Source organism: Pseudoalteromonas sp. SWXJ133 (assembly GCF_015864365.1).
Taxonomy (GTDB): domain Bacteria; phylum Pseudomonadota; class Gammaproteobacteria; order Enterobacterales; family Alteromonadaceae; genus Pseudoalteromonas; species Pseudoalteromonas arctica.
Genome location: NZ_JADYXJ010000009.1, coordinates 71,593 through 89,910, shown reverse-complemented (window position 1 = coordinate 89,910; position 18,318 = coordinate 71,593). Strand labels below are relative to the sequence as shown.

Annotated in this window: 17 protein-coding genes; 7 read left to right on the top strand and 10 right to left on the bottom strand. The window is 39.7% G+C overall.

The window, feature by feature from the left end:
- Nucleotides 1-597 carry a replication initiation negative regulator SeqA gene (gene seqA / locus I6F40_RS09155; RefSeq protein WP_024589204.1) on the bottom strand — a complete coding sequence of 199 codons (597 nt, stop codon included), beginning with the start codon at nucleotides 595-597 and terminating at the stop codon, nucleotides 1-3.
- Nucleotides 598-817: 220 nt separating this feature from the next.
- Between seqA and I6F40_RS09150 the strand changes: the two genes are divergently transcribed.
- The 5 genes from I6F40_RS09150 to fur all read left to right on the top strand — a co-directional run bounded on the left by I6F40_RS09150 (nucleotide 818) and on the right by fur (nucleotide 3,355).
- Nucleotides 818-1,585, top strand: a complete 768-nt coding sequence (locus I6F40_RS09150) for an alpha/beta fold hydrolase (protein ID WP_197192791.1) — start codon at nucleotides 818-820, stop codon at nucleotides 1,583-1,585.
- A gap of 95 nt (nucleotides 1,586-1,680) precedes the next feature.
- Nucleotides 1,681-1,902 carry a DUF2788 domain-containing protein gene (locus I6F40_RS09145; RefSeq protein ID WP_197192790.1) on the top strand — a complete coding sequence of 74 codons (222 nt, stop codon included), beginning with the start codon at nucleotides 1,681-1,683 and terminating at the stop codon, nucleotides 1,900-1,902.
- A gap of 2 nt (nucleotides 1,903-1,904) precedes the next feature.
- The gene (gene ybfE, locus I6F40_RS09140; RefSeq protein ID WP_002962928.1) at nucleotides 1,905-2,183 is read left to right on the top strand and encodes a LexA regulated protein; all 279 of its coding nucleotides are present in this window, start codon (nucleotides 1,905-1,907) and stop codon (nucleotides 2,181-2,183) included.
- 14 nt (nucleotides 2,184-2,197) lie between these two features.
- On the top strand, nucleotides 2,198-2,725 hold the full coding sequence (gene fldA / locus I6F40_RS09135; RefSeq protein WP_007586856.1) for a flavodoxin FldA: 528 nt from the start codon (nucleotides 2,198-2,200) through the stop codon (nucleotides 2,723-2,725).
- A 186-nt stretch (nucleotides 2,726-2,911) separates the two neighbouring features.
- Nucleotides 2,912-3,355, top strand: a complete 444-nt coding sequence (gene fur, locus I6F40_RS09130) for a ferric iron uptake transcriptional regulator (RefSeq protein ID WP_007586857.1) — start codon at nucleotides 2,912-2,914, stop codon at nucleotides 3,353-3,355.
- 307 nt (nucleotides 3,356-3,662) lie between these two features.
- Here the strand turns inward: fur and glnS are convergent, their stop codons facing one another.
- Entirely contained in the window at nucleotides 3,663-5,321 is a 1,659-nt protein-coding gene (glnS, locus tag I6F40_RS09125; protein ID WP_165721945.1) for a glutamine--tRNA ligase, read from the bottom strand.
- A 218-nt stretch (nucleotides 5,322-5,539) separates the two neighbouring features.
- On the opposite strand from glnS, the gene I6F40_RS09120 reads away from it, so the two are divergent.
- On the top strand, nucleotides 5,540-6,610 hold the full coding sequence (locus I6F40_RS09120) for a DUF3083 family protein (protein WP_010552675.1): 1,071 nt from the start codon (nucleotides 5,540-5,542) through the stop codon (nucleotides 6,608-6,610).
- A gap of 59 nt (nucleotides 6,611-6,669) precedes the next feature.
- On the opposite strand, the gene sucD is transcribed toward I6F40_RS09120, so the two are convergent.
- The 8 genes from sucD to sdhC all read right to left on the bottom strand — a co-directional run bounded on the left by sucD (nucleotide 6,670) and on the right by sdhC (nucleotide 16,530).
- On the bottom strand, nucleotides 6,670-7,542 hold the full coding sequence (gene sucD, locus I6F40_RS09115) for a succinate--CoA ligase subunit alpha (RefSeq protein WP_010552674.1): 873 nt from the start codon (nucleotides 7,540-7,542) through the stop codon (nucleotides 6,670-6,672).
- A complete protein-coding gene (sucC, locus tag I6F40_RS09110) occupies nucleotides 7,542-8,708 on the bottom strand; it encodes an ADP-forming succinate--CoA ligase subunit beta (protein WP_007586870.1) in 1,167 nt (388 codons plus the stop codon). Before sucC ends, sucD begins: the two co-directional genes overlap by 1 nt.
- Before the next feature lie 177 nt (nucleotides 8,709-8,885).
- A complete protein-coding gene (odhB, locus tag I6F40_RS09105) occupies nucleotides 8,886-10,397 on the bottom strand; it encodes a 2-oxoglutarate dehydrogenase complex dihydrolipoyllysine-residue succinyltransferase (RefSeq protein WP_166376848.1) in 1,512 nt (503 codons plus the stop codon).
- A 3-nt stretch (nucleotides 10,398-10,400) separates the two neighbouring features.
- Nucleotides 10,401-13,220, bottom strand: coding sequence for a 2-oxoglutarate dehydrogenase E1 component (gene sucA, locus I6F40_RS09100; protein WP_010552673.1), 2,820 nt, complete (start codon nucleotides 13,218-13,220; stop codon nucleotides 10,401-10,403).
- A 94-nt stretch (nucleotides 13,221-13,314) separates the two neighbouring features.
- Entirely contained in the window at nucleotides 13,315-14,031 is a 717-nt protein-coding gene (locus I6F40_RS09095; RefSeq protein WP_007375751.1) for a succinate dehydrogenase iron-sulfur subunit, read from the bottom strand.
- Between the two features lie 10 nt (nucleotides 14,032-14,041).
- The gene (sdhA, locus tag I6F40_RS09090; RefSeq protein ID WP_166376847.1) at nucleotides 14,042-15,814 is read right to left on the bottom strand and encodes a succinate dehydrogenase flavoprotein subunit; all 1,773 of its coding nucleotides are present in this window, start codon (nucleotides 15,812-15,814) and stop codon (nucleotides 14,042-14,044) included.
- Nucleotides 15,815-16,162 (bottom strand): succinate dehydrogenase, hydrophobic membrane anchor protein, encoded by a 348-nt coding sequence (gene sdhD, locus I6F40_RS09085; protein ID WP_007586873.1) that lies wholly within the window; start codon nucleotides 16,160-16,162, stop codon nucleotides 15,815-15,817.
- The gene (gene sdhC / locus I6F40_RS09080) at nucleotides 16,153-16,530 is read right to left on the bottom strand and encodes a succinate dehydrogenase, cytochrome b556 subunit (protein WP_076914908.1); all 378 of its coding nucleotides are present in this window, start codon (nucleotides 16,528-16,530) and stop codon (nucleotides 16,153-16,155) included. The genes sdhD and sdhC overlap by 10 nt, the downstream gene beginning before the upstream one ends.
- 420 nt (nucleotides 16,531-16,950) lie before the next feature.
- Here sdhC and I6F40_RS09075 point away from each other — a divergent pair, with 420 nt between their 5' ends.
- Nucleotides 16,951-18,237: a citrate synthase gene (locus tag I6F40_RS09075; protein WP_166376846.1), complete on the top strand. Its 1,287-nt coding sequence runs from the start codon at nucleotides 16,951-16,953 to the stop codon at nucleotides 18,235-18,237.
- Nucleotides 18,238-18,318: the final 81 nt, after the last annotated feature.

The window sequence follows — 18,318 nt, the reverse complement described above, 5'->3', positions numbered from 1 at the left end:
TTACAGGTAGTCGCGAATTTTTTCAGCTTGCTCTGCACTATATCCAAGGCAAAGAGCAACTTCATGAAGCATCATTTTTTTACGCGTTGTATTAGAATTAGTCATAACCCAATATTCACTATCGGTTATGTTTTTAGGATTCATACTACTACCGCTATTTACTAAAGCTTCTTTACTAGTAGCAAAGTAAACACGGTCACGCCCTTTTATGTCTAATACCGCAGAAAAATCAGTTTTATGTGTGCGGTAAAATGCACTTAAAATAAACAAAAAGCGTCCAACAACACCTTTTTGCATTGCCAGCTCTTCTTTATTTAATACATTAAAAACATTATCGCTTTTTTGCTTCACGGGTGCGTGAGCTACAGGCGTTTGTTTTTTTGAAGTCTCAGCAGCAGATGGCTCTGAGCTTTTTAATGTGGCGGTAGACGTAGTCGCAGTTTGATTATTTTGAGTTAGCTCTACGTTTGCGGTTTGAATTTTTTCGCCGCTCAGATTTAATAAACGACGTAAAATAGTGGATGCACTTTCACCAATACTTTGCGTATTGCTTGCAATATATTGATATAACTCGTCGTCTATGTCGATTTGTTTCATGTTCTTCCTGTCATTACGGGTCACATTTTTTTCTCCCGTGTGATTATACCCAAACCAATCAGAAATGCGAGTTACAACAAGCACTCCCGTAAACATATTAATATTTACCTCATTGTTGTTGATTTAACAAACAAAAGCCCAATTTAATAAATAGTCGCTGTATTTTTTGCTTTTTAGAGCAATGCTCGGCAAACTATGGCGAAATTTTCAGGAGGCGGGTATGCAGTTAAATTACAAGCAACAAGGGCAAGGTCCTAATGTTATTTTGATACATGGGCTTTTTGGATCATTAGAAAACCTAAATGTAATAGCAAAACCATTAAGTAAACACTTTAATGTTATTAACGTTAATTTACGTAACCACGGGCTTTCTCCTCATAGTGATGAAATGAACTACCCGGCAATGGCACAAGATATTGTTGAGTTATTAGCACATTTGAACATAGATAAAGCACATTTAGTTGGGCACTCTATGGGTGGTAAAGTGGCAATGGAATTAGCGCTTACACATCCTGAACTTGTAAATAAGCTTGTTGTACTTGATATAGCACCTGTTAGTTACCCTGCTCGGCACACAAAAATATTACAGGCATTAAAAGCGGTTTCAGCACAATCAATTGACGATAGAAAACAAGCTGATGCTCTAATGCAGCCTTACATAGAAGAACTGGGAGTTCGACAGTTTCTACTTAAAAGCCTCGCTAAAAATGAGGAAGGTCATTTTGCATGGCGATTTAATTTAAATGTGCTTGACGAAAAATATTCTACAATTACATCCAATGTTAATGAAAACAATTCTTGTTTATGCGATACTCTTTTCATTAAAGGTAATGATTCTGACTATATTTTGCCCGAGCATCGTACTGCAATTAAAGCCCGCTTTAAAAATACCAAGGCTAAAATAATTCATGGCGCAGGCCATTGGCTTCATGCTCAAAAGCCACTTGCCGTAAATAAAGCGATAAACGACTTTTTAACTGCGGTTTAAAGCAATTTTAATCGCGTGTTTTTGATTTTGCGCACTAAATATATGAATAATTATATGCTATAGTACGCGCCGTTTAATTTAAAGGTTATACGTTGATGGTCAGTCAGTTAATTAACGAATTTGATACCCTAGGGTTGTATTTTGGCTTAGCCGGTATTTTCATATTCATCGGCATGGCAATTAAAGACGTACTAAAAAGTGGCAATGTGCCTAAGTTCGGACAATACATTGTCTGGTGCGTGCTCTTTTTAGGTTGTTCAGGCTTTATTGCTAAAGGTCTTATTCAAGTATTTTGGCAAGGCGCAGGTGTAGGTTAAGCATGGCGAAGTCAGAAACAGATAGAACTACACTCGATTTATTTGAATACGAAAAACGCCCAGGCAGACCTAAAACCAATCCCCTTTCAAGGGATATGCAGTTAAAGGTAAATAAACGTAATCAAATAAAAAGAGATAAAGCACGTGGCTTAAAGCGTGTTGAATTTAAAGTTTCATCGCAGTTATATCAAGCATTGAGTGATATGGCAGATGCACAAAATATTAGCCGCAGTGCGCTGATTGAAACGATTTTACAAGAAAGATTGGCTATTGATACATAAAAGGTTTTAAATCCATGGCAAGTGTAGGCATTTTTTTCGGAAGTGACACAGGTAACACAGAACACGTAGCAAAAATGATCCAAAAAGAATTGGGTAAAAAGCTAGTGGCTGTTCATGATATTGCAAAAAGCTCTAAAGAAGAGATTGCTGAATTTGATTTAATCTTATTCGGTATCCCTACTTGGTACTACGGCGAAGCACAATGTGACTGGGATGACTTTTTTCCAGAACTTGAAGAAGTAGACTTTGAAGGTAAACTTGTTGCTATTTTTGGTTGTGGAGACCAAGAAGATTACGCTGAGTACTTTTTAGATGCGATGGGCATGATCAACGATATCGTTACTGAACGTGGCGCTATTGTTGTTGGTCATTGGCCGAGCGAAAGCTATGACTTTGAAGCATCTAAAGGCATGGCTGATGATAAGCATTTTGTAGGTTTGGGTATCGACGAAGATCGTCAACCAGAGCTTACAGAACAACGTGTTAAAGCATGGTCTGCTCAAGTATATGAAGAAATGTGTTTAAGTGAATTAGCTGACTAATTTACTGCATATATCGCTAGCTGTTTAAATAATTATCAAACAGTTAGCGTTTTAAGCTTTAGTGGCAATATAAATCAATTGTTCTTTGCACTTAAAGCTTAGGCACGTTATCCTGTTTGTTGCTAATGTGTCGTGTACATCTTTGCAAGATGTCTAGTATAACCAAATAAAATTGAGACAGATTTAATGACTGATCATAACTTGGAACTTAAAAAAGCCGGTTTAAAAGTAACTTTACCGCGTATTAAAATATTAGAGATTTTACAATCTCCAGATAACCAACACATCAGTGCTGAAGATGTTTACAAAATTCTTTTGGATCTAGGTGAAGAAATTGGTCTTGCAACTGTATACCGCGTACTTAACCAATTTGATGATGCGGGTATTGTAAGCCGTCATCACTTTGAAGGTGGCAAATCAGTATTTGAACTTTCAGGAAGCACACACCACGATCATTTAGTATGTTTGAAGTGTGGCAAAGTTGTAGAGTTTGAAGATGAGATGATTGAACGTCGTCAACTTGAAATTTCTGAAGAAAATGGTATTACACTTACAAACCATTCTTTATATTTATACGGTGAGTGTAATGATAAAGCAGCGTGTAAAGAATTTAGCGACGCTAACAGCTAATACCGCTTTAAAAAAGCAATAAAAAACCTGCTAAGTGCAGGTTTTTTTGTGTCTAAAATACGCTTGTAATGAATATACCCAGTAAAAACTGGGATATTAAACCTGAACTCTGGTTAAGAGATTTACCAACGTATTGAATCATGGTGATATTTAAATTTATTTTCTCTAGCCAGAGATTTTAAGTGAAAACAAGGCGAATTCACGCGTCAATAGCTGGCCTATTGCAAGTAAATTCAACGCAGTTAGCGCTGAAAATAGCTGCTCGAGATAGATTTATTATCCAGAGTTCAGGTTTTTTAGATATTACTTATTGGGTTTTAGACCAAGAATCACGAAGACCCACTGTTTGGTTAAATACAACGTTCTCTGATTTAGAATCACGAGAGAAATAACCTGTACGCTCAAACTGAAAGCCCTGCTCTGCTTGTGAATTAGCAAGCGATGGCTCTAATTTAGCGTTTGATAAAACAACCAGTGACTCTGGATTTAATGTTGTTTCAAACTCATCAGCGGCTGCTGGGTTTGGAACACTAAACAAACGATCGTATAAACGAACTTCTGCCGTAATACACTCTGGTGCTGAAACCCAGTGAATAACACCTTTTACTTTACGTCCATCACTTGGATTTTTACCAAGTGTTTCAGTATCGTAAGTACAGAAGATAGTTGTAATTTCACCATTTTCGTCTTTTTCAACACGCTGTGCTTTAATAACATAAGCACCACGTAAGCGTACTTCTTTATCAAGCACTAAACGTTTAAACTTGTTATTCGCTTCTTCTTTAAAGTCTTCTCGCTCTATATAGATTTCACGAGTAAATGGTACATCACGACGACCCATTTCTTCTTTATTTGGGTGGTTAGCCACAGATAAAACCTCAACCTTGTCTGCATCGTAGTTTTCAATAACAACTTTAACAGGATCGAGTACGGCCATTGCACGTGGTGCATTTTCGTTTAGATCTTCACGGATACATGCTTCAAGCATACCCATTTCAACCATATTCTCTTGTTTTGTTACACCAATACGCAAACAAAACTCACGGATTGAACCTGGTGTATAACCACGGCGACGTAGGCCTGCAATTGTAGGCATGCGTGGGTCATCCCACCCTTCTACATGGTTATTTACCACTAAATCGCTTAGCTTACGCTTAGACATAATTGTGTATTCAAGATTTAAACGTGAAAACTCAATTTGCTGTGGGTGACACTCTAAACTAATGTTATCAAGTACCCAGTCGTATAAACGACGGTTATCTTGAAACTCGAGTGTACATAATGAATGTGTAATACCTTCGAGTGCATCAGAAATACAGTGCGTGAAGTCATACATTGGGTAAATGCACCACTTGTCAGCTGTTTGATGATGATGAGCAAAACGTACACGGTAAATAATTGGATCACGAAGCACCATAAATGAGCTTGCCATATCAATTTTAGCACGCAGTACACATTCACCTTCTTTGAATTCGCCAGCGCGCATTTTTTCAAATAACGCTAGGTTTTCTTCAACTGAAGTATCTCTGTACGGGCTATTTTTACCTGGCTCTTTCAATGTACCACGGTATTGGCGTGCTTCGTCTGCTGTTAAAAAACAAACGTACGCTAAGCCTTTATTTATAAGCTCAACAGCGTAACCATATAAAGTATCAAAATAGTTAGAAGAATACTTTATATCGCCATCCCAGTTAAAACCTAACCACTGTACGTCTTCTTTTATAGAATTAACGTAGTTAATGTCTTCTTTTTCTGGGTTTGTATCGTCAAAACGTAAGTTACATAAACCGTTATAATCTTTTGCGATGCCAAAATTTAAACAAATTGATTTGGCATGACCAATATGCAAAAAGCCATTTGGTTCAGGTGGAAAACGTGTATGCGTTGTTGCATGCTTTTTACTTGCTAAGTCTTCATCAATTCGGGTTCTAATAAAGTTACTTGGGCGATTCTCAATTTCCGCCATAGGAGTGCAGTCCTCTAAATATTACGTAATAACAAAACTAATGCATTATTACAAAAACATACACTAACATACAGCACTAGATTAAGGTTTATTTTTGATATTGCTTAACTTTAATTCAGCTGAACCATTGTTTATGAATAAAATTTGTTTTAACGCAATATTTAAGTCATCTAAACAGTTTATAGTAGGTAAATAACCTACATTATAAGGATTTAAAGATGGCGACACTTAATCAACATCGTGTATATATTCCAACTAATGCACGCGCTAACCACTACCTTTTAGCTGAAATAACCCCTAATCACGATTTTTATAAAAGCTTTAGTGATATAAATTGCTGCTATGAACGTATTGCACGCCAGCTGTTTGCTTCTTGTGATGAGTACGAGCTTTATAATGTGCACTTATTAGCGAATGATAAACTACCCGTTGTAAGATTCAATGATGAGTCTTATCAATTAGAAACAGATAAACAAATGCTCTTTTTTTATAATCCCCGTTATCACGAAGCGCATAAGATTTATTACACTGAAGGTACACCGAGTAAAAAAATACGCATTCTATTTTTAGCAACAGGCGATGATTTACGAGCCAATTCTGCAGAATTTCATAATAAAGTCCAAAAAGTGTTAGACACTTTACAAGGACAACTCTTAATAAATCAGCCCCAGTTTAAACTACGCGACCATCAACACTTAACGTATGACCTATTTGCTAAAGAAAAAGGCAACAAGGAAAGCTATGGTTACAAATTAAGAAGTCTCTACCCTCGCTACCAATCAAGACAATGCAGCATACCCAATGATTATGCAGAGATGACTTACGCCACTTTTACTATACCGGTTTCGCGCGCTATTAAAACGCAGTTTCAAACACTAATGAACACAAACGATTATGCTAAATTTTATGACTACTTTGCTTATGCATTTATACGTGCGTGTCAAAATAATAACTTAAACCATGGCGCTATGGTTGCTAACGGCGCAACGCCTATTATACGCAACAGTAAAATAGATAAAAGTGAAGGCAATGATGAACTTCAAAAGTTAAGTTTTGATATTGAATCTAATGAAAATCAAATTAAGCATTTTTATGAAGCAAGTAAATTAGTAGAAACGCTGCATTTTGTAGTGGTCGCAACGCAGCAGGATAAACATGAAATGGGCTACGGTCGATTTATGAACCAAGTAGAAAAAACAATCCATACTCTGTGTAATGAACTGGCTATAAATAAACAACGCCAAGACTTATCTGTACGTTTTTTCCAGCATATTAGTTACCCGTTCTAAATTTTCAACTAATAACAAAAAGGCCCGCATATGCGGGCCTTTTTAAAGAAAACAAGCGATTACCAGCCTGTTTTCTCTTTAAGTGCTTTACCGATATCAGCAAGTGAACGTACAGTTTTTACGCCCGCAGCTTCTAATGCAGCAAATTTCTCATCAGCAGTACCTTTACCGCCAGCAATGATTGCGCCAGCGTGACCCATACGCTTACCTTCTGGTGCAGTAACACCAGCAATGTAAGATACTACAGGTTTAGTTACGTGAGCTTTGATGTACTCTGCAGCTTCTTCTTCTGCAGTACCACCAATTTCACCAATCATTACGATTGCTTCAGTTTGTGGATCTTTTTCGAACATTTCTAGAACGTCGATAAAGTTAGTACCTGGAATTGGATCACCACCAATACCAACACACGTAGACTGACCAAAACCAGCATCAGTAGTTTGCTTAACTGCTTCGTACGTTAAAGTACCAGAGCGAGAAACAATACCTACTTTACCAGGTTTGTGGATATGACCAGGCATGATACCAATCTTAGTTTGACCAGGAGTAATAACACCTGGGCAGTTAGGACCGATCATACGAGTACCTGTTTGATCTAGTTTGATTTTAACATCAACCATATCAAGTGTAGGGATACCTTCAGTAATACAAACTATTAGCTCGATGCCAGCATCGATAGCTTCTAAGATTGCATCTTTACAGAAAGGAGCTGGTACGTAGATAACTGAAGCAGTTGCGCCAGTTTCTTTTACAGCATCACGAACTGTGTTGAATACAGGAAGACCAAGGTGCGTTTGACCGCCTTTACCTGGGCTAACACCACCAACCATTTGTGTACCGTACTCAAGCGCTTGCTCTGAGTGGAAAGTACCTTGGCCACCAGTGAAACCTTGACAGATAACTTTTGTATCTTTATTGATTAATACAGACATTATTTGCCCTCCGCAGCAGCAACAACTTTTTCAGCAGCGTCTGTTAGTGATTCAGCAGCAATGATATCTAGACCAGAGTTCTTAAGAACTTCACGACCTAATTCAGCATTAGTACCTTCTAAACGTACAACTACTGGTACGGTTACGCCAACTTCTTTAACTGCGCCAATGATGCCTTCAGCAATCATGTCACAACGAACGATGCCGCCAAAGATGTTTACTAAAACAGCTTTAACATTGTCGTCAGAAAGAATGATTTTGAATGCTTCAGAAACACGTTCTTTAGTAGCACCGCCACCAACATCCAAGAAGTTAGCCGGCTTGCCGCCGTGTAGGTTTACGATGTCCATAGTACCCATTGCTAGGCCTGCACCGTTAACCATACAACCAACATTACCGTCTAGAGCAACGTAGTTAAGCTCGAAGCTTGCTGCGTGTGCTTCACGAGCATCTTCTTGAGATGGATCGTGGAATTCACGGATTTTAGGTTGACGGTAAAGTGCATTACCATCAATACCGATTTTGCCGTCAAGACAGTGAAGGTTGCCTTCGTCTGTAATTACTAACGGGTTGATTTCAAGTAGTGCGAAATCAAAATCAGTGAACATTTTACCAAGACCCATAAAGATCTTAACAAACTGTTTCATTTGTACTGGGTTAAGACCCAACTTGAAACCTAGTTCACGTGCTTGGTAAGCTTGAGGACCTACTAACGGGTCGATCTCTGCTTTGTGGATAAGCTCTGGTGTTTCTTCAGCAACAGTTTCAATTTCAACGCCGCCTTCAGTAGACGCCATGAAAACGACTTTACGAGATGCACGGTCAACTACTGCACCTAGGTACAATTCGTTAGCAATGTCAGTACAGCTTTCTACTAAAATTTTAGCTACTGGCTGGCCTTTCTCGTCTGTTTGGTAAGTAACTAGGTTTTTACCTAACCAGTTAGCTGCAAACGCTTTTACTTCTTCGATAGTTTTAACTAGCTTTACACCGCCAGCTTTACCACGTCCACCTGCGTGAACCTGAGTTTTAACAACCCACATATCGCCGCCAATTTTTTCAGCAGCTGCAGCAGCTTCTTCAGGTGTATCGCAAGCGTAACCTGTAGAAACGGGTAAACCATATTCGGCAAAAAGTTGTTTTGCCTGATACTCATGCAAATTCATGATGCTTTATCCAATTTTTTATACTAAAAGAGCTGAATATTTTTTCAAATAAACAACTATCCCAAATTGCGCACCTAGTATAGATCCCAAGGCTTAACATGAAAACCCCAGTACGACCAAAGGCGCAAAAAAAAAGCTGTGAATGTTCATTCACAGCTTACATTTCATACAACTAGATTAAACATCTAGCAATAAGCGAGTTGGATCTTCAAGTAACTCTTTAATAGTTACTAAGAAACCAACAGATTCTTTACCATCAATGATACGGTGGTCATAAGAAAGTGCTAAATACATCATAGGTAGTATTTCAACTTTACCATTTACAGCCATCGGACGGTCTTGAATTTTATGCATACCCAAGATTGAAGACTGTGGCAAGTTAATGATAGGTGTAGATAGCAATGAACCAAATACGCCACCATTAGTAATAGTGAAATTACCACCCGTCATATCAGCAAGCGTAAGCTTACCATCACGACCTTTAAGTGCTAACTCACGAATACCTTTTTCGATTTCAGCAACAGATAGTTTGTCACAATCTTTAAGTACTGGAGTAACTAAGCCACGTGGAGTAGATACTGCAATGCTGATATCGAAATAGTTATGGTAAACAATATCGTCACCATCAATTGAAGCATTTACATCTGGGAAACGCTTAAGAGCTTCAGTTACAGCTTTCACATAGAAAGACATGAAACCTAAACGAATGCCGTGACGCTTTTCAAACGTTTCTTGATACTGCTTACGAAGGCTCATGATTGGTCCCATGTTCACTTCGTTGAATGTAGTTAACATTGCAGTTGAGTTTTTAGCTTCAAGAAGACGTGTCGCAATCGTTTTACGTAAACGAGTCATAGGTACACGTTTTTGAGTACGATCGCCCATTGGTGCTGCAGGAGTAGAAGTTTCTGCTTTTTTAGCCGCTGGCGCTGGTGCTTTTAAGAAAGTATCAACGTCTTCTTTAGTCACACGACCATTTTTACCCGTGCCTTTGATTTTAGAAGCGTCTAGGCCTTTCTCAGCAATTAAACGACGAACTGATGGTGTTAACACATCTGAACTTTCGCTTGAATCTGCTGCTGGCGCTGCGTCTGCTTTTGCAGCTGGAGCCGCTGGTGCACCGCCTGCTTTAACCGAACCAATTACTTGCTCGCCTAGTACAGTATCGCCTTCGCCGTGAATGATATCACCCATGATGCCATCTTCTTGAGCTACTACTTCAAGAACAACTTTATCTGTTTCAATATCTACCAAGTTTTGGTCGCGTGTTACCGCGTCACCTGGTTGTACATGCCATGTAGCAATTGTTGCGTCTGCAACTGATTCTGGAAGTACAGGTACTTTAATATCCACTTCTTTACCTTCTGATGCTGATTGCGCCACTGGCGCGTCTTCTGATTTAGCTGGTGCTGATTCTTCTTTAGTTGAACCTTCACTTGCTGGCGCTGCATCAGCATCACCAAGTAAACCCATAACTTGGTCGCCAAGTACGGTTGCACCTTCTTCTTGTGATATTTCTGTTATTACACCGTCATGCTGTGCAACAACTTCTAAAACCACTTTATCTGTTTCAATGTCTACTAAGTTTTGATCGCGAGTTACTTTGTCGCCAACACTTACATGCCATGTAGCAACGGTAGCATCTGCAACCGACTCAGGAAGAACAGGAACTTTAATTTCTGTGCTCATTGCTTATCCTTTATTTTCTATAGTAAGCGCGTCGGCAACGAGCGCTTGTTGTTCTTTAGTATGTACTGACATGTAACCACACGCTGGTGATGCAGACGCTTTACGTCCTGCATATTTTAATTTAGCACCTTGTGGGATTGCATCAATAAAGTGATGTTGTGAACAGTACCATGCACCTTGGTTTTGTGGCTCTTCTTGACACCATACAAAATCAGTTACGTGTTGGTAGCGCTCTATAATTGTTTGCATTTCATCGTGTGGGAACGGGTATAACTGTTCAACACGTACAATTGCAATATTATCTTGCTCAAGCTTACGACGCTCTTGTAGTAACTCGTAGTAAACTTTACCGCTACAAAATACAACGCGCTCTACTTTCTCAGGATTAATATCATCAACTTCGTCGATCATATTATGGTAAACACCGTGTGAAAGCTCTTCAAGTGATGAAGTTGCAAGCGGGTGACGAAGTAGCGACTTAGGCGTCATAACAATCAGAGGACGACGAAGTGGTCGAACTGATTGACGACGAAGCATAGCGTAAACTTGCGCCGGCGTTGAAGGAACACACACTTGCATGTTGTGATCAGCACATAGTTGCAAGAAACGCTCTAAGCGCGCTGAACTATGCTCTGGGCCTTGACCTTCGTAGCCATGAGGTAACAAAATTGTAAGCCCACATAAACGGCCCCACTTTTGCTCACCAGAACTTAAGAACTGGTCAAATACAACTTGTGCACCATTGGCGAAGTCACCAAATTGCGCTTCCCATATTACGAGAGACTTAGGTTCAGCGGTAGCATACCCATATTCGAACGCAACGACAGCTTCCTCAGACAAAACAGAATCAAAGACTTCAAATGTGCCTTGATCTTCACTTAAATGCTCTAAAGGAGTGTAAGTTGTACCATCAGATTGACCATGAACAACAGCATGACGATGAAAGAATGTTCCTCGACCTGTGTCTTGTCCTGTTAAACGAATGTCAGTACCTTCAGACGCAATTGTTGCATAGGCAAGTGTCTCTGCCATACCCCAATCAAGTGGTTTTTCACCTGTGGCCATTAGCTTACGATCGTCATAAATCTTTTTAACGCGAGATTGAGCTTTATGTTGTTCTGGGTAAGAAGCTACTTTCTCACCAAGAGCTTTAAGCTTCTCTACAGATACGCTAGCATCGTAGTCAACATTCCATTCATGACCAATATATTTGGCCCACTCAGAAGAATGCGACGTCTCTGGCTGTATTTCTGAAACAACACAGCTGCCTTCATCTAGTGCATCACGGTACTCATCAGCTAAGGCTTTAACTTCTTGTTCAGAAAAAGAGCCTTCAGCAATAAGTTGGTCTGCATAGATTAAACGCGGCACTGGATGCTTTTTAATTTTTTGGTACATGACAGGCTGAGTTGCATTAGGCTCATCAGCTTCATTGTGACCATGGCGACGGTAACAAACTAAATCAATTACTACGTCACGCTTAAACTGATTTCTAAAATCAAGAGCAAGTTGAGTAACAAATGCAACGGCTTCAGGATCATCAGAATTAACATGGAATATTGGAGACTGAACCATTTTAGCAATGTCAGTACAGTATGGCGTTGAGCGAACGTCATCTTGCTTAGAGGTTGTAAAACCTACTTGGTTGTTGACAACAATACGAATACTACCACCACAACTAAACGCATTAGTTTGTGACATGTTAAACGTTTCTTGAACAACACCTTGTCCAGCAATAGCAGAATCACCATGGATGGTAATAGGTAGTGCTTTAATGCCTGATTTATCACCTAAACGGTCGAGACGACCACGTACAGAGCCCATTACAACAGGGTTTACGATTTCTAGGTGAGATGGGTTAAACGCAAGCGCCATGTGTACATTGCCACCTTTAGTAGCAAAGTCAGACGAATAACCCATGTGATATTTAACATCACCAGAACCTAACGTTTCTTTATGTATACCAGCAAATTCATCAAATAATTCTGATGGATTTTTACCAAGTACATTAACTAAAACGTTTAAACGACCACGGTGAGCCATACCAATAACAGCTTCTTGTTGGCCGCTTTCACCAGCGCGGTGAATAAGCTCTTTAAGCATTGGAACTAACGCATCGCCACCTTCAAGTGAAAAGCGCTTAGCACCAGGGAACTTAGACCCTAAATATTTTTCTAGACCATCTGCTGCAGTAAGCCCTTTAAGGATACGTAGCTTTTCATCTTTTGAGAATTTAGGCCTAGACTGGACAGATTCTAGACGTTGTTGTAACCAACGTTTTTCCTCTGTTGATGTGATGTGCATATACTCAGCGCCAATTGAACCACAATATGTAGTTTTTAGTGCTTGGTATAGTTCACCTAAAGGCATAGTATCGCGCCCTACGGCAAACGATCCTACGTTAAACTCGCGGTCAAAATCACTTGAAGATAGGTCGTGGTACTCTAGCTCTAAATCTCGTACACGCTCTCGTTGCCAAATACCTAATGGATCTAGGTTTGCATTTTGGTGCCCACGAAACCGGAAAGCATTAATAAGTTGTAGAACTTTAACCTGTTTAAGGTCACCGCCACTACCCTCTGCTACCACTACTTCTCTATGCTTGTTTTTTGCAAGCTGTGCAAACTGTGCTCGAACCTCTGAATGTTTTACTTCAACATCCACACCATCAACTTTAGGTAATTGTTCAAACACTTCTCGCCATTCGTCTGGCACAGAAGTCGCATCGTCTAAATACGCTTCATAAAGCTCTTCTACATAAGCAACGTTGCCGCCGTTTAAATGTGAAGATTCTAGCCATGCCTTCATCACACCTTCGTGCATTTATAAGCCCTTTTTTTTAGCGCAGAAATTAATAGTTATTATAACAAGACGGCTAATATAATTTAATATTAGCCATCTTACCTTTACTAAGCTATCAAACCGCTCGGTTTAGTAACATAGATTTGATTTGTCCAATTGCTTTGGTCGGATTAAGACCCTTAGGACAAACGCTAACACAGTTCATGATACTGTGACAACGGAACACACTGAACGCATCGTCTAAATCCGCTAAACGTTCTTCAGTTGCTGTATCTCGGCTATCAGCCAAGAAACGGTAAGCATGAAGAAGGCCTGCTGGACCAATGAACTTGTCTGGATTCCACCAGAACGAAGGACACGATGTTGAACAACATGCACACAAAATACACTCATAAAGCCCATCTAATTTATCACGTTCTTCAATAGTTTGAAGACGTTCGCCTGCTGCAGGCTGATCATTAATTAAATAAGGTTTAACTTTTTCGTACTGAGTGTAGAACTGACTCATGTCAATAACAAGGTCACGAACCACAGGTAAACCTGGTAATGGACGTACTACGATTTTACCTTTGCCATTTTTTTGTAGCGTAGATAAAGGAGTAATACATGCTAAACCATTTTTACCATTCATGTTAACACCATCAGATCCACACACACCTTCACGGCATGAACGACGGAAAGATAATGTAGGATCTTGTTCTTTTAGAAGAATAAGTGCATCCAACACCATCATGTCGTGACCTTCCTCTGTTTGCAAGGTGTATTCTTGCATACGAGGAGCGTTGTCAACATCTGGATTATAACGATAAACTGAAAATTGTACTTGTGCCATCGTCTATCTCCTAGTAAACACGTGCTTTAGGTGGGAAAGCTTCACGCGTTTTAGGCGCATAGTTTACATCACGCTTGCTCATTTCATCCGTTATAGGATTGAATACTGAGTGACATAACCAGTTTTCGTCATCACGATCTGGGTAGTCAAAGCGAGAATGTGCACCACGGCTTTCTGTACGGAAGTTTGCAGCTACTGCAGTCGAGTAAGCTGTTTCCATTAAGTTGTCTAGTTCAAGACATTCGATACGCTGCGTATTAAAGTCTGATGATTTATCATCAAGACGAGCATGTTGCAGACGTTCGCGAATTTCTTTAAGTTCTTGAAGACCTGCAGCCATTGAGTCACCTTCACGGAATACCGAGAAGTTAAGCTGCATACATTGTTGTAGGTCTTTTTTGATTTGAACTGGATCTTCACCTTGGCCAGCCGTTGAATTTTCCCAACGATTGTAACGTGCAAGAGACGCTTCTAAGTCTGATTCTGAAGCCGCTTTAGATATTTCAACGTCATTCAGGTACTTACCTAAGAAGTTACCCGCAGCACGACCAAACACAACTAAATCTAGTAATGAGTTACCACCTAAGCGGTTTGCACCGTGTACAGATACACAGGCAATCTCACCTACTGCAAATAAACCTTGAACTACTGTTTCGTTGCCTTGAGCATCGATTTGTAGCGCTTGTCCATTTACATTAGTAGGAACACCACCCATCATATAGTGACAAGTTGGAATTACTGGAATTGGCTCTTTTGCAGGATCAACGTGAGCAAATGTTTTAGCAAGGTCACACACGCCTGGAAGACGTAAGTTAAGCGTTTCTTCACCTAAGTGGTCAAGTTTTAACTTAAGATGTGGACCCCAAGGACCATCACAACCACGACCTTCACGGATTTCAGTCATCATTGAACGTGCAACAACGTCGCGAGACGCTAAGTCTTTTGCGTTTGGTGCGTAACGTTCCATGAAGCGTTCGCCATCTTTATTTAAAAGATAACCGCCTTCACCACGACAACCTTCAGTTACTAGCGTACCAGCACCTGCGATACCCGTTGGGTGGAACTGCCACATTTCCATGTCTTGCATAGAAATACCAGCACGTGTTGCCATACCGACACCGTCACCAGTGTTAATGTGAGCATTAGTGGTTGATGCGAATATACGACCTGCACCACCAGTAGCTAATACAACAGCTTTAGATTTGAAGAAGGTAACTTCGCCTGTCTCAATCTCAATTGCAGTACACCCTACTACATCACCATTATCGTTTTTAACTAAATCAAGTGCATACCATTCAGAGAATACATTTGTTTTGTTTTTAACGTTTTGTTGATATAGAAGGTGTAATAAAGCATGACCAGTACGGTCAGCAGCTGCTGCAGTACGTGCGGCTTGTTCACCACCAAAGTTTTTCGATTGACCACCGAAAGGACGTTGGTAAACACGGCCATTTTCAAAACGAGAAAATGGTAAACCCATGTTTTCTAATTCGGTAATAGCTTCAGGGCCAGTTTGACACATGTATTCAATAGCGTCTTGGTCACCGATAAAATCGGAACCTTTAACGGTATCGTACATATGCCATTCCCAGTTATCTTCGTGTGAATTACCAAGCGCAACCGTAATACCGCCTTGAGCAGATACAGTGTGTGAGCGCGTTGGAAATACTTTAGATATTAATGCACACGTTTTGCCAGATTCTGTAATTGCTAAAGCAGCGCGCATACCTGCACCACCTGCACCAATTACTACGGCGTCAAATTCACGAACAGAATATTTCACTTAAACACCCCATAATACGATTAGACCAATAGCTACGTAAGCAACGGCCATTAGGTTTAATACAAAACCTAAAACTGCACGAAGCTTTGCGCACTTAACATAGTCTGTAAGAACTTGCCAAAGGCCAATGCGGGTATGAACCATAATGCAAACAAGGGTAATTAACGTAAACCCTTTCATTGCTAGGTTAGAGAAGAGGCCTGTCCAGGCTTCGAAAGTGACTTCTGGCGTCGCTAAAAAATAGCCGATAATAAAAATCGCGTAAGCGCTGATTATTAATGCCGTGGTACGTAAAGATACGAAATCTTGTACACCATCACGTTTTAGAGTTGCTTGATTTAAAACCATATCCACACCCCTGCCAATACGGCAAACACAACACCAAGAGCCATTGAAACTTTAGCGCTGAGGTTACCTGATTCAAGTTCTTCCCAATGTCCCATATCCATAATCATATGACGGATACCACCAATAAGGTGATAACCTAATACAGAAACAGTGCCCCAAGCTATAAATTTGGCAATGAATCCGTTAAACAGACCCTTGACGAATTCAAAACTTTCAGCTGAAGAGAGAGACTCAGACCAAGCCCAAATGACAAACGTTAAAGCAAAAAATAATGCAACACCGGTGACGCGGTGAAAAATTGAAGCTTTAGCCGTTGCCGGCATAGATATAGTTGTTAGATCTAGATTTACAGGTCTTTGCTTTTTCACAGTTACTTGCCCATCTTTGCTCACAGTGGAGCTCATCTACTTGTTTTTCTAAAAACCCACCAAATATTACTGATGGAACTATCAAAATAAACGTACCAAAACAATTAAAGTTCACAAACCTGTAAATTTTAAGCTGTTAAGAATATGTTTACCCAAATACAATACGGTTTAAAACCACCGTTAGTATATATACCCACAGGGCTTTTTACAATTCTTGTTTATTTAGAGATGTTTGCGAATTAGCCAATAGTATTATATTTAATTAATACCGAATATTTATTATACATATATGCATAATGTTTATAAAAATTGACTTTAACCCCCTCTTTCACGTTAAAATGAGAAGATGTGCTTAAAACAGATTTCAGAACTTTAAAATCTAAAAATCAGAATAGATATCTTAATAGGAGATACATAACGATGGCAGATAAAAAAGCCACAGTCCAAATTGATGGACTAGATCCAATCGAACTTCCAATTTATCAAGGCACTGCTGGCCAAGATGTAATCGACGTACGTACGTTAGGTTCACACGGTCACTTTACTTATGACCCAGGTTTCATGTCGACTGGTTCTTGTGAATCTGCAATCACCTATATTGATGGTGGTAAAGGTATACTACTTCACCGTGGTTACCCAATTGAGCAATTAGCTGAAGACTCAAATTACATTGAACTTTGTTACTTACTTTTAAATGGTGAGTTACCTTCTAAAGAACAATATGAAGTTTTTAAGAATGAAATCACTACAAGCACTATGCTTGACGAGAAAATTGCTAACTTTTTCCAAGGTTTCCGCTTTGACGCTCACCCAATGGCAATGCTTTGTGGTGTAGTGGGTGCATTATCATCTTTCTATCATGAAGACCTTGATATTACTGATGCTGAACAACGTAAAACAAGCGCAGTTAAACTTGTTGCTAAGTTACCAACAATCGCAGCAATGGCTTATAAAACAAATATCGGCCAACCGTTTGTATACCCACGTAACGATTTAAGCTACGCAGAAAACTTCTTACACATGATGTTCTCTGTACCTGCTGAAGAATATAAAGTTAATCCTGTAACTGCAAAAGCAATGGATAAAATCTTTATGCTTCATGCAGATCATGAACAAAATGCATCAACTTCAACAGTTCGTCTTGCTGGTTCATCTGGTGCTAACCCGTATGCATGTATTGCAGCTGGTATTGCATCTTTATGGGGACCTGCTCACGGCGGCGCTAATGAAGCATGTTTAAACATGTTAGAAGAGATTGGCTCTGTTGACCGTATTGATGAATACGTAGCTAAAGCTAAAGATAAAGCTGACCCGTTCCGCCTTATGGGCTTTGGACACCGTGTTTACAAAAACTTTGACCCACGCGCTACAGTAATGCGTCAAACGTGTCACGAAGTTTTAGCTGAGCTGAACATCCAAGATCCACTTCTTGATATTGCTATGAAGCTTGAGCAAATTGCGCTTGAAGACCCGTACTTTGTAGAGAAAAAACTATACCCTAATGTAGATTTCTACTCTGGTATTATCTTAAAAGCGATTGGTATTCCAACAAGCATGTTCACTGTAATCTTTGCAATGGCACGTACTGTTGGTTGGATCACTCACTGGGATGAGATGCTATCTCAACCTGGTCATAAGATCAGCCGTCCTCGTCAACTTTATACTGGTTACACTCAACGTGACTACGTATCAACTGACAAGCGTTAATTAACGTTGGTTAGTTTAAAAAGGCCGCATTTTGCGGCCTTTTTTATTAACAACACTTGAGAATTATCATAAACCGATTAC

Bases quoted from the DNA above. Each gene is read 5' to 3' on its own strand.
- glnS (WP_165721945.1), bottom strand. From the start codon at position 5,321: ATGGCGGAAATTGAGAATCGCCCAAGTAACTTTATTAGAACCCGAATT.
- sucA (WP_010552673.1), bottom strand. From the start codon at position 13,220: ATGCACGAAGGTGTGATGAAGGCATGGCTAGAATCTTCACATTTAAAC.
- fur (WP_007586857.1), top strand. From the start codon at position 2,912: ATGACTGATCATAACTTGGAACTTAAAAAAGCCGGTTTAAAAGTAACT.
- I6F40_RS09075 (WP_166376846.1), top strand. From the start codon at position 16,951: ATGGCAGATAAAAAAGCCACAGTCCAAATTGATGGACTAGATCCAATC.
- I6F40_RS09150 (WP_197192791.1), top strand. From the start codon at position 818: ATGCAGTTAAATTACAAGCAACAAGGGCAAGGTCCTAATGTTATTTTG.
- sucD (WP_010552674.1), bottom strand. From the start codon at position 7,542: ATGTCTGTATTAATCAATAAAGATACAAAAGTTATCTGTCAAGGTTTC.
- seqA (WP_024589204.1), bottom strand. From the start codon at position 597: ATGAAACAAATCGACATAGACGACGAGTTATATCAATATATTGCAAGC.
- fldA (WP_007586856.1), top strand. From the start codon at position 2,198: ATGGCAAGTGTAGGCATTTTTTTCGGAAGTGACACAGGTAACACAGAA.
- sdhD (WP_007586873.1), bottom strand. From the start codon at position 16,162: ATGGTTTTAAATCAAGCAACTCTAAAACGTGATGGTGTACAAGATTTC.
- odhB (WP_166376848.1), bottom strand. From the start codon at position 10,397: ATGAGCACAGAAATTAAAGTTCCTGTTCTTCCTGAGTCGGTTGCAGAT.
- I6F40_RS09120 (WP_010552675.1), top strand. From the start codon at position 5,540: ATGGCGACACTTAATCAACATCGTGTATATATTCCAACTAATGCACGC.
- ybfE (WP_002962928.1), top strand. From the start codon at position 1,905: ATGGCGAAGTCAGAAACAGATAGAACTACACTCGATTTATTTGAATAC.
- I6F40_RS09095 (WP_007375751.1), bottom strand. From the start codon at position 14,031: ATGGCACAAGTACAATTTTCAGTTTATCGTTATAATCCAGATGTTGAC.
- I6F40_RS09145 (WP_197192790.1), top strand. From the start codon at position 1,681: ATGGTCAGTCAGTTAATTAACGAATTTGATACCCTAGGGTTGTATTTT.
- sucC (WP_007586870.1), bottom strand. From the start codon at position 8,708: ATGAATTTGCATGAGTATCAGGCAAAACAACTTTTTGCCGAATATGGT.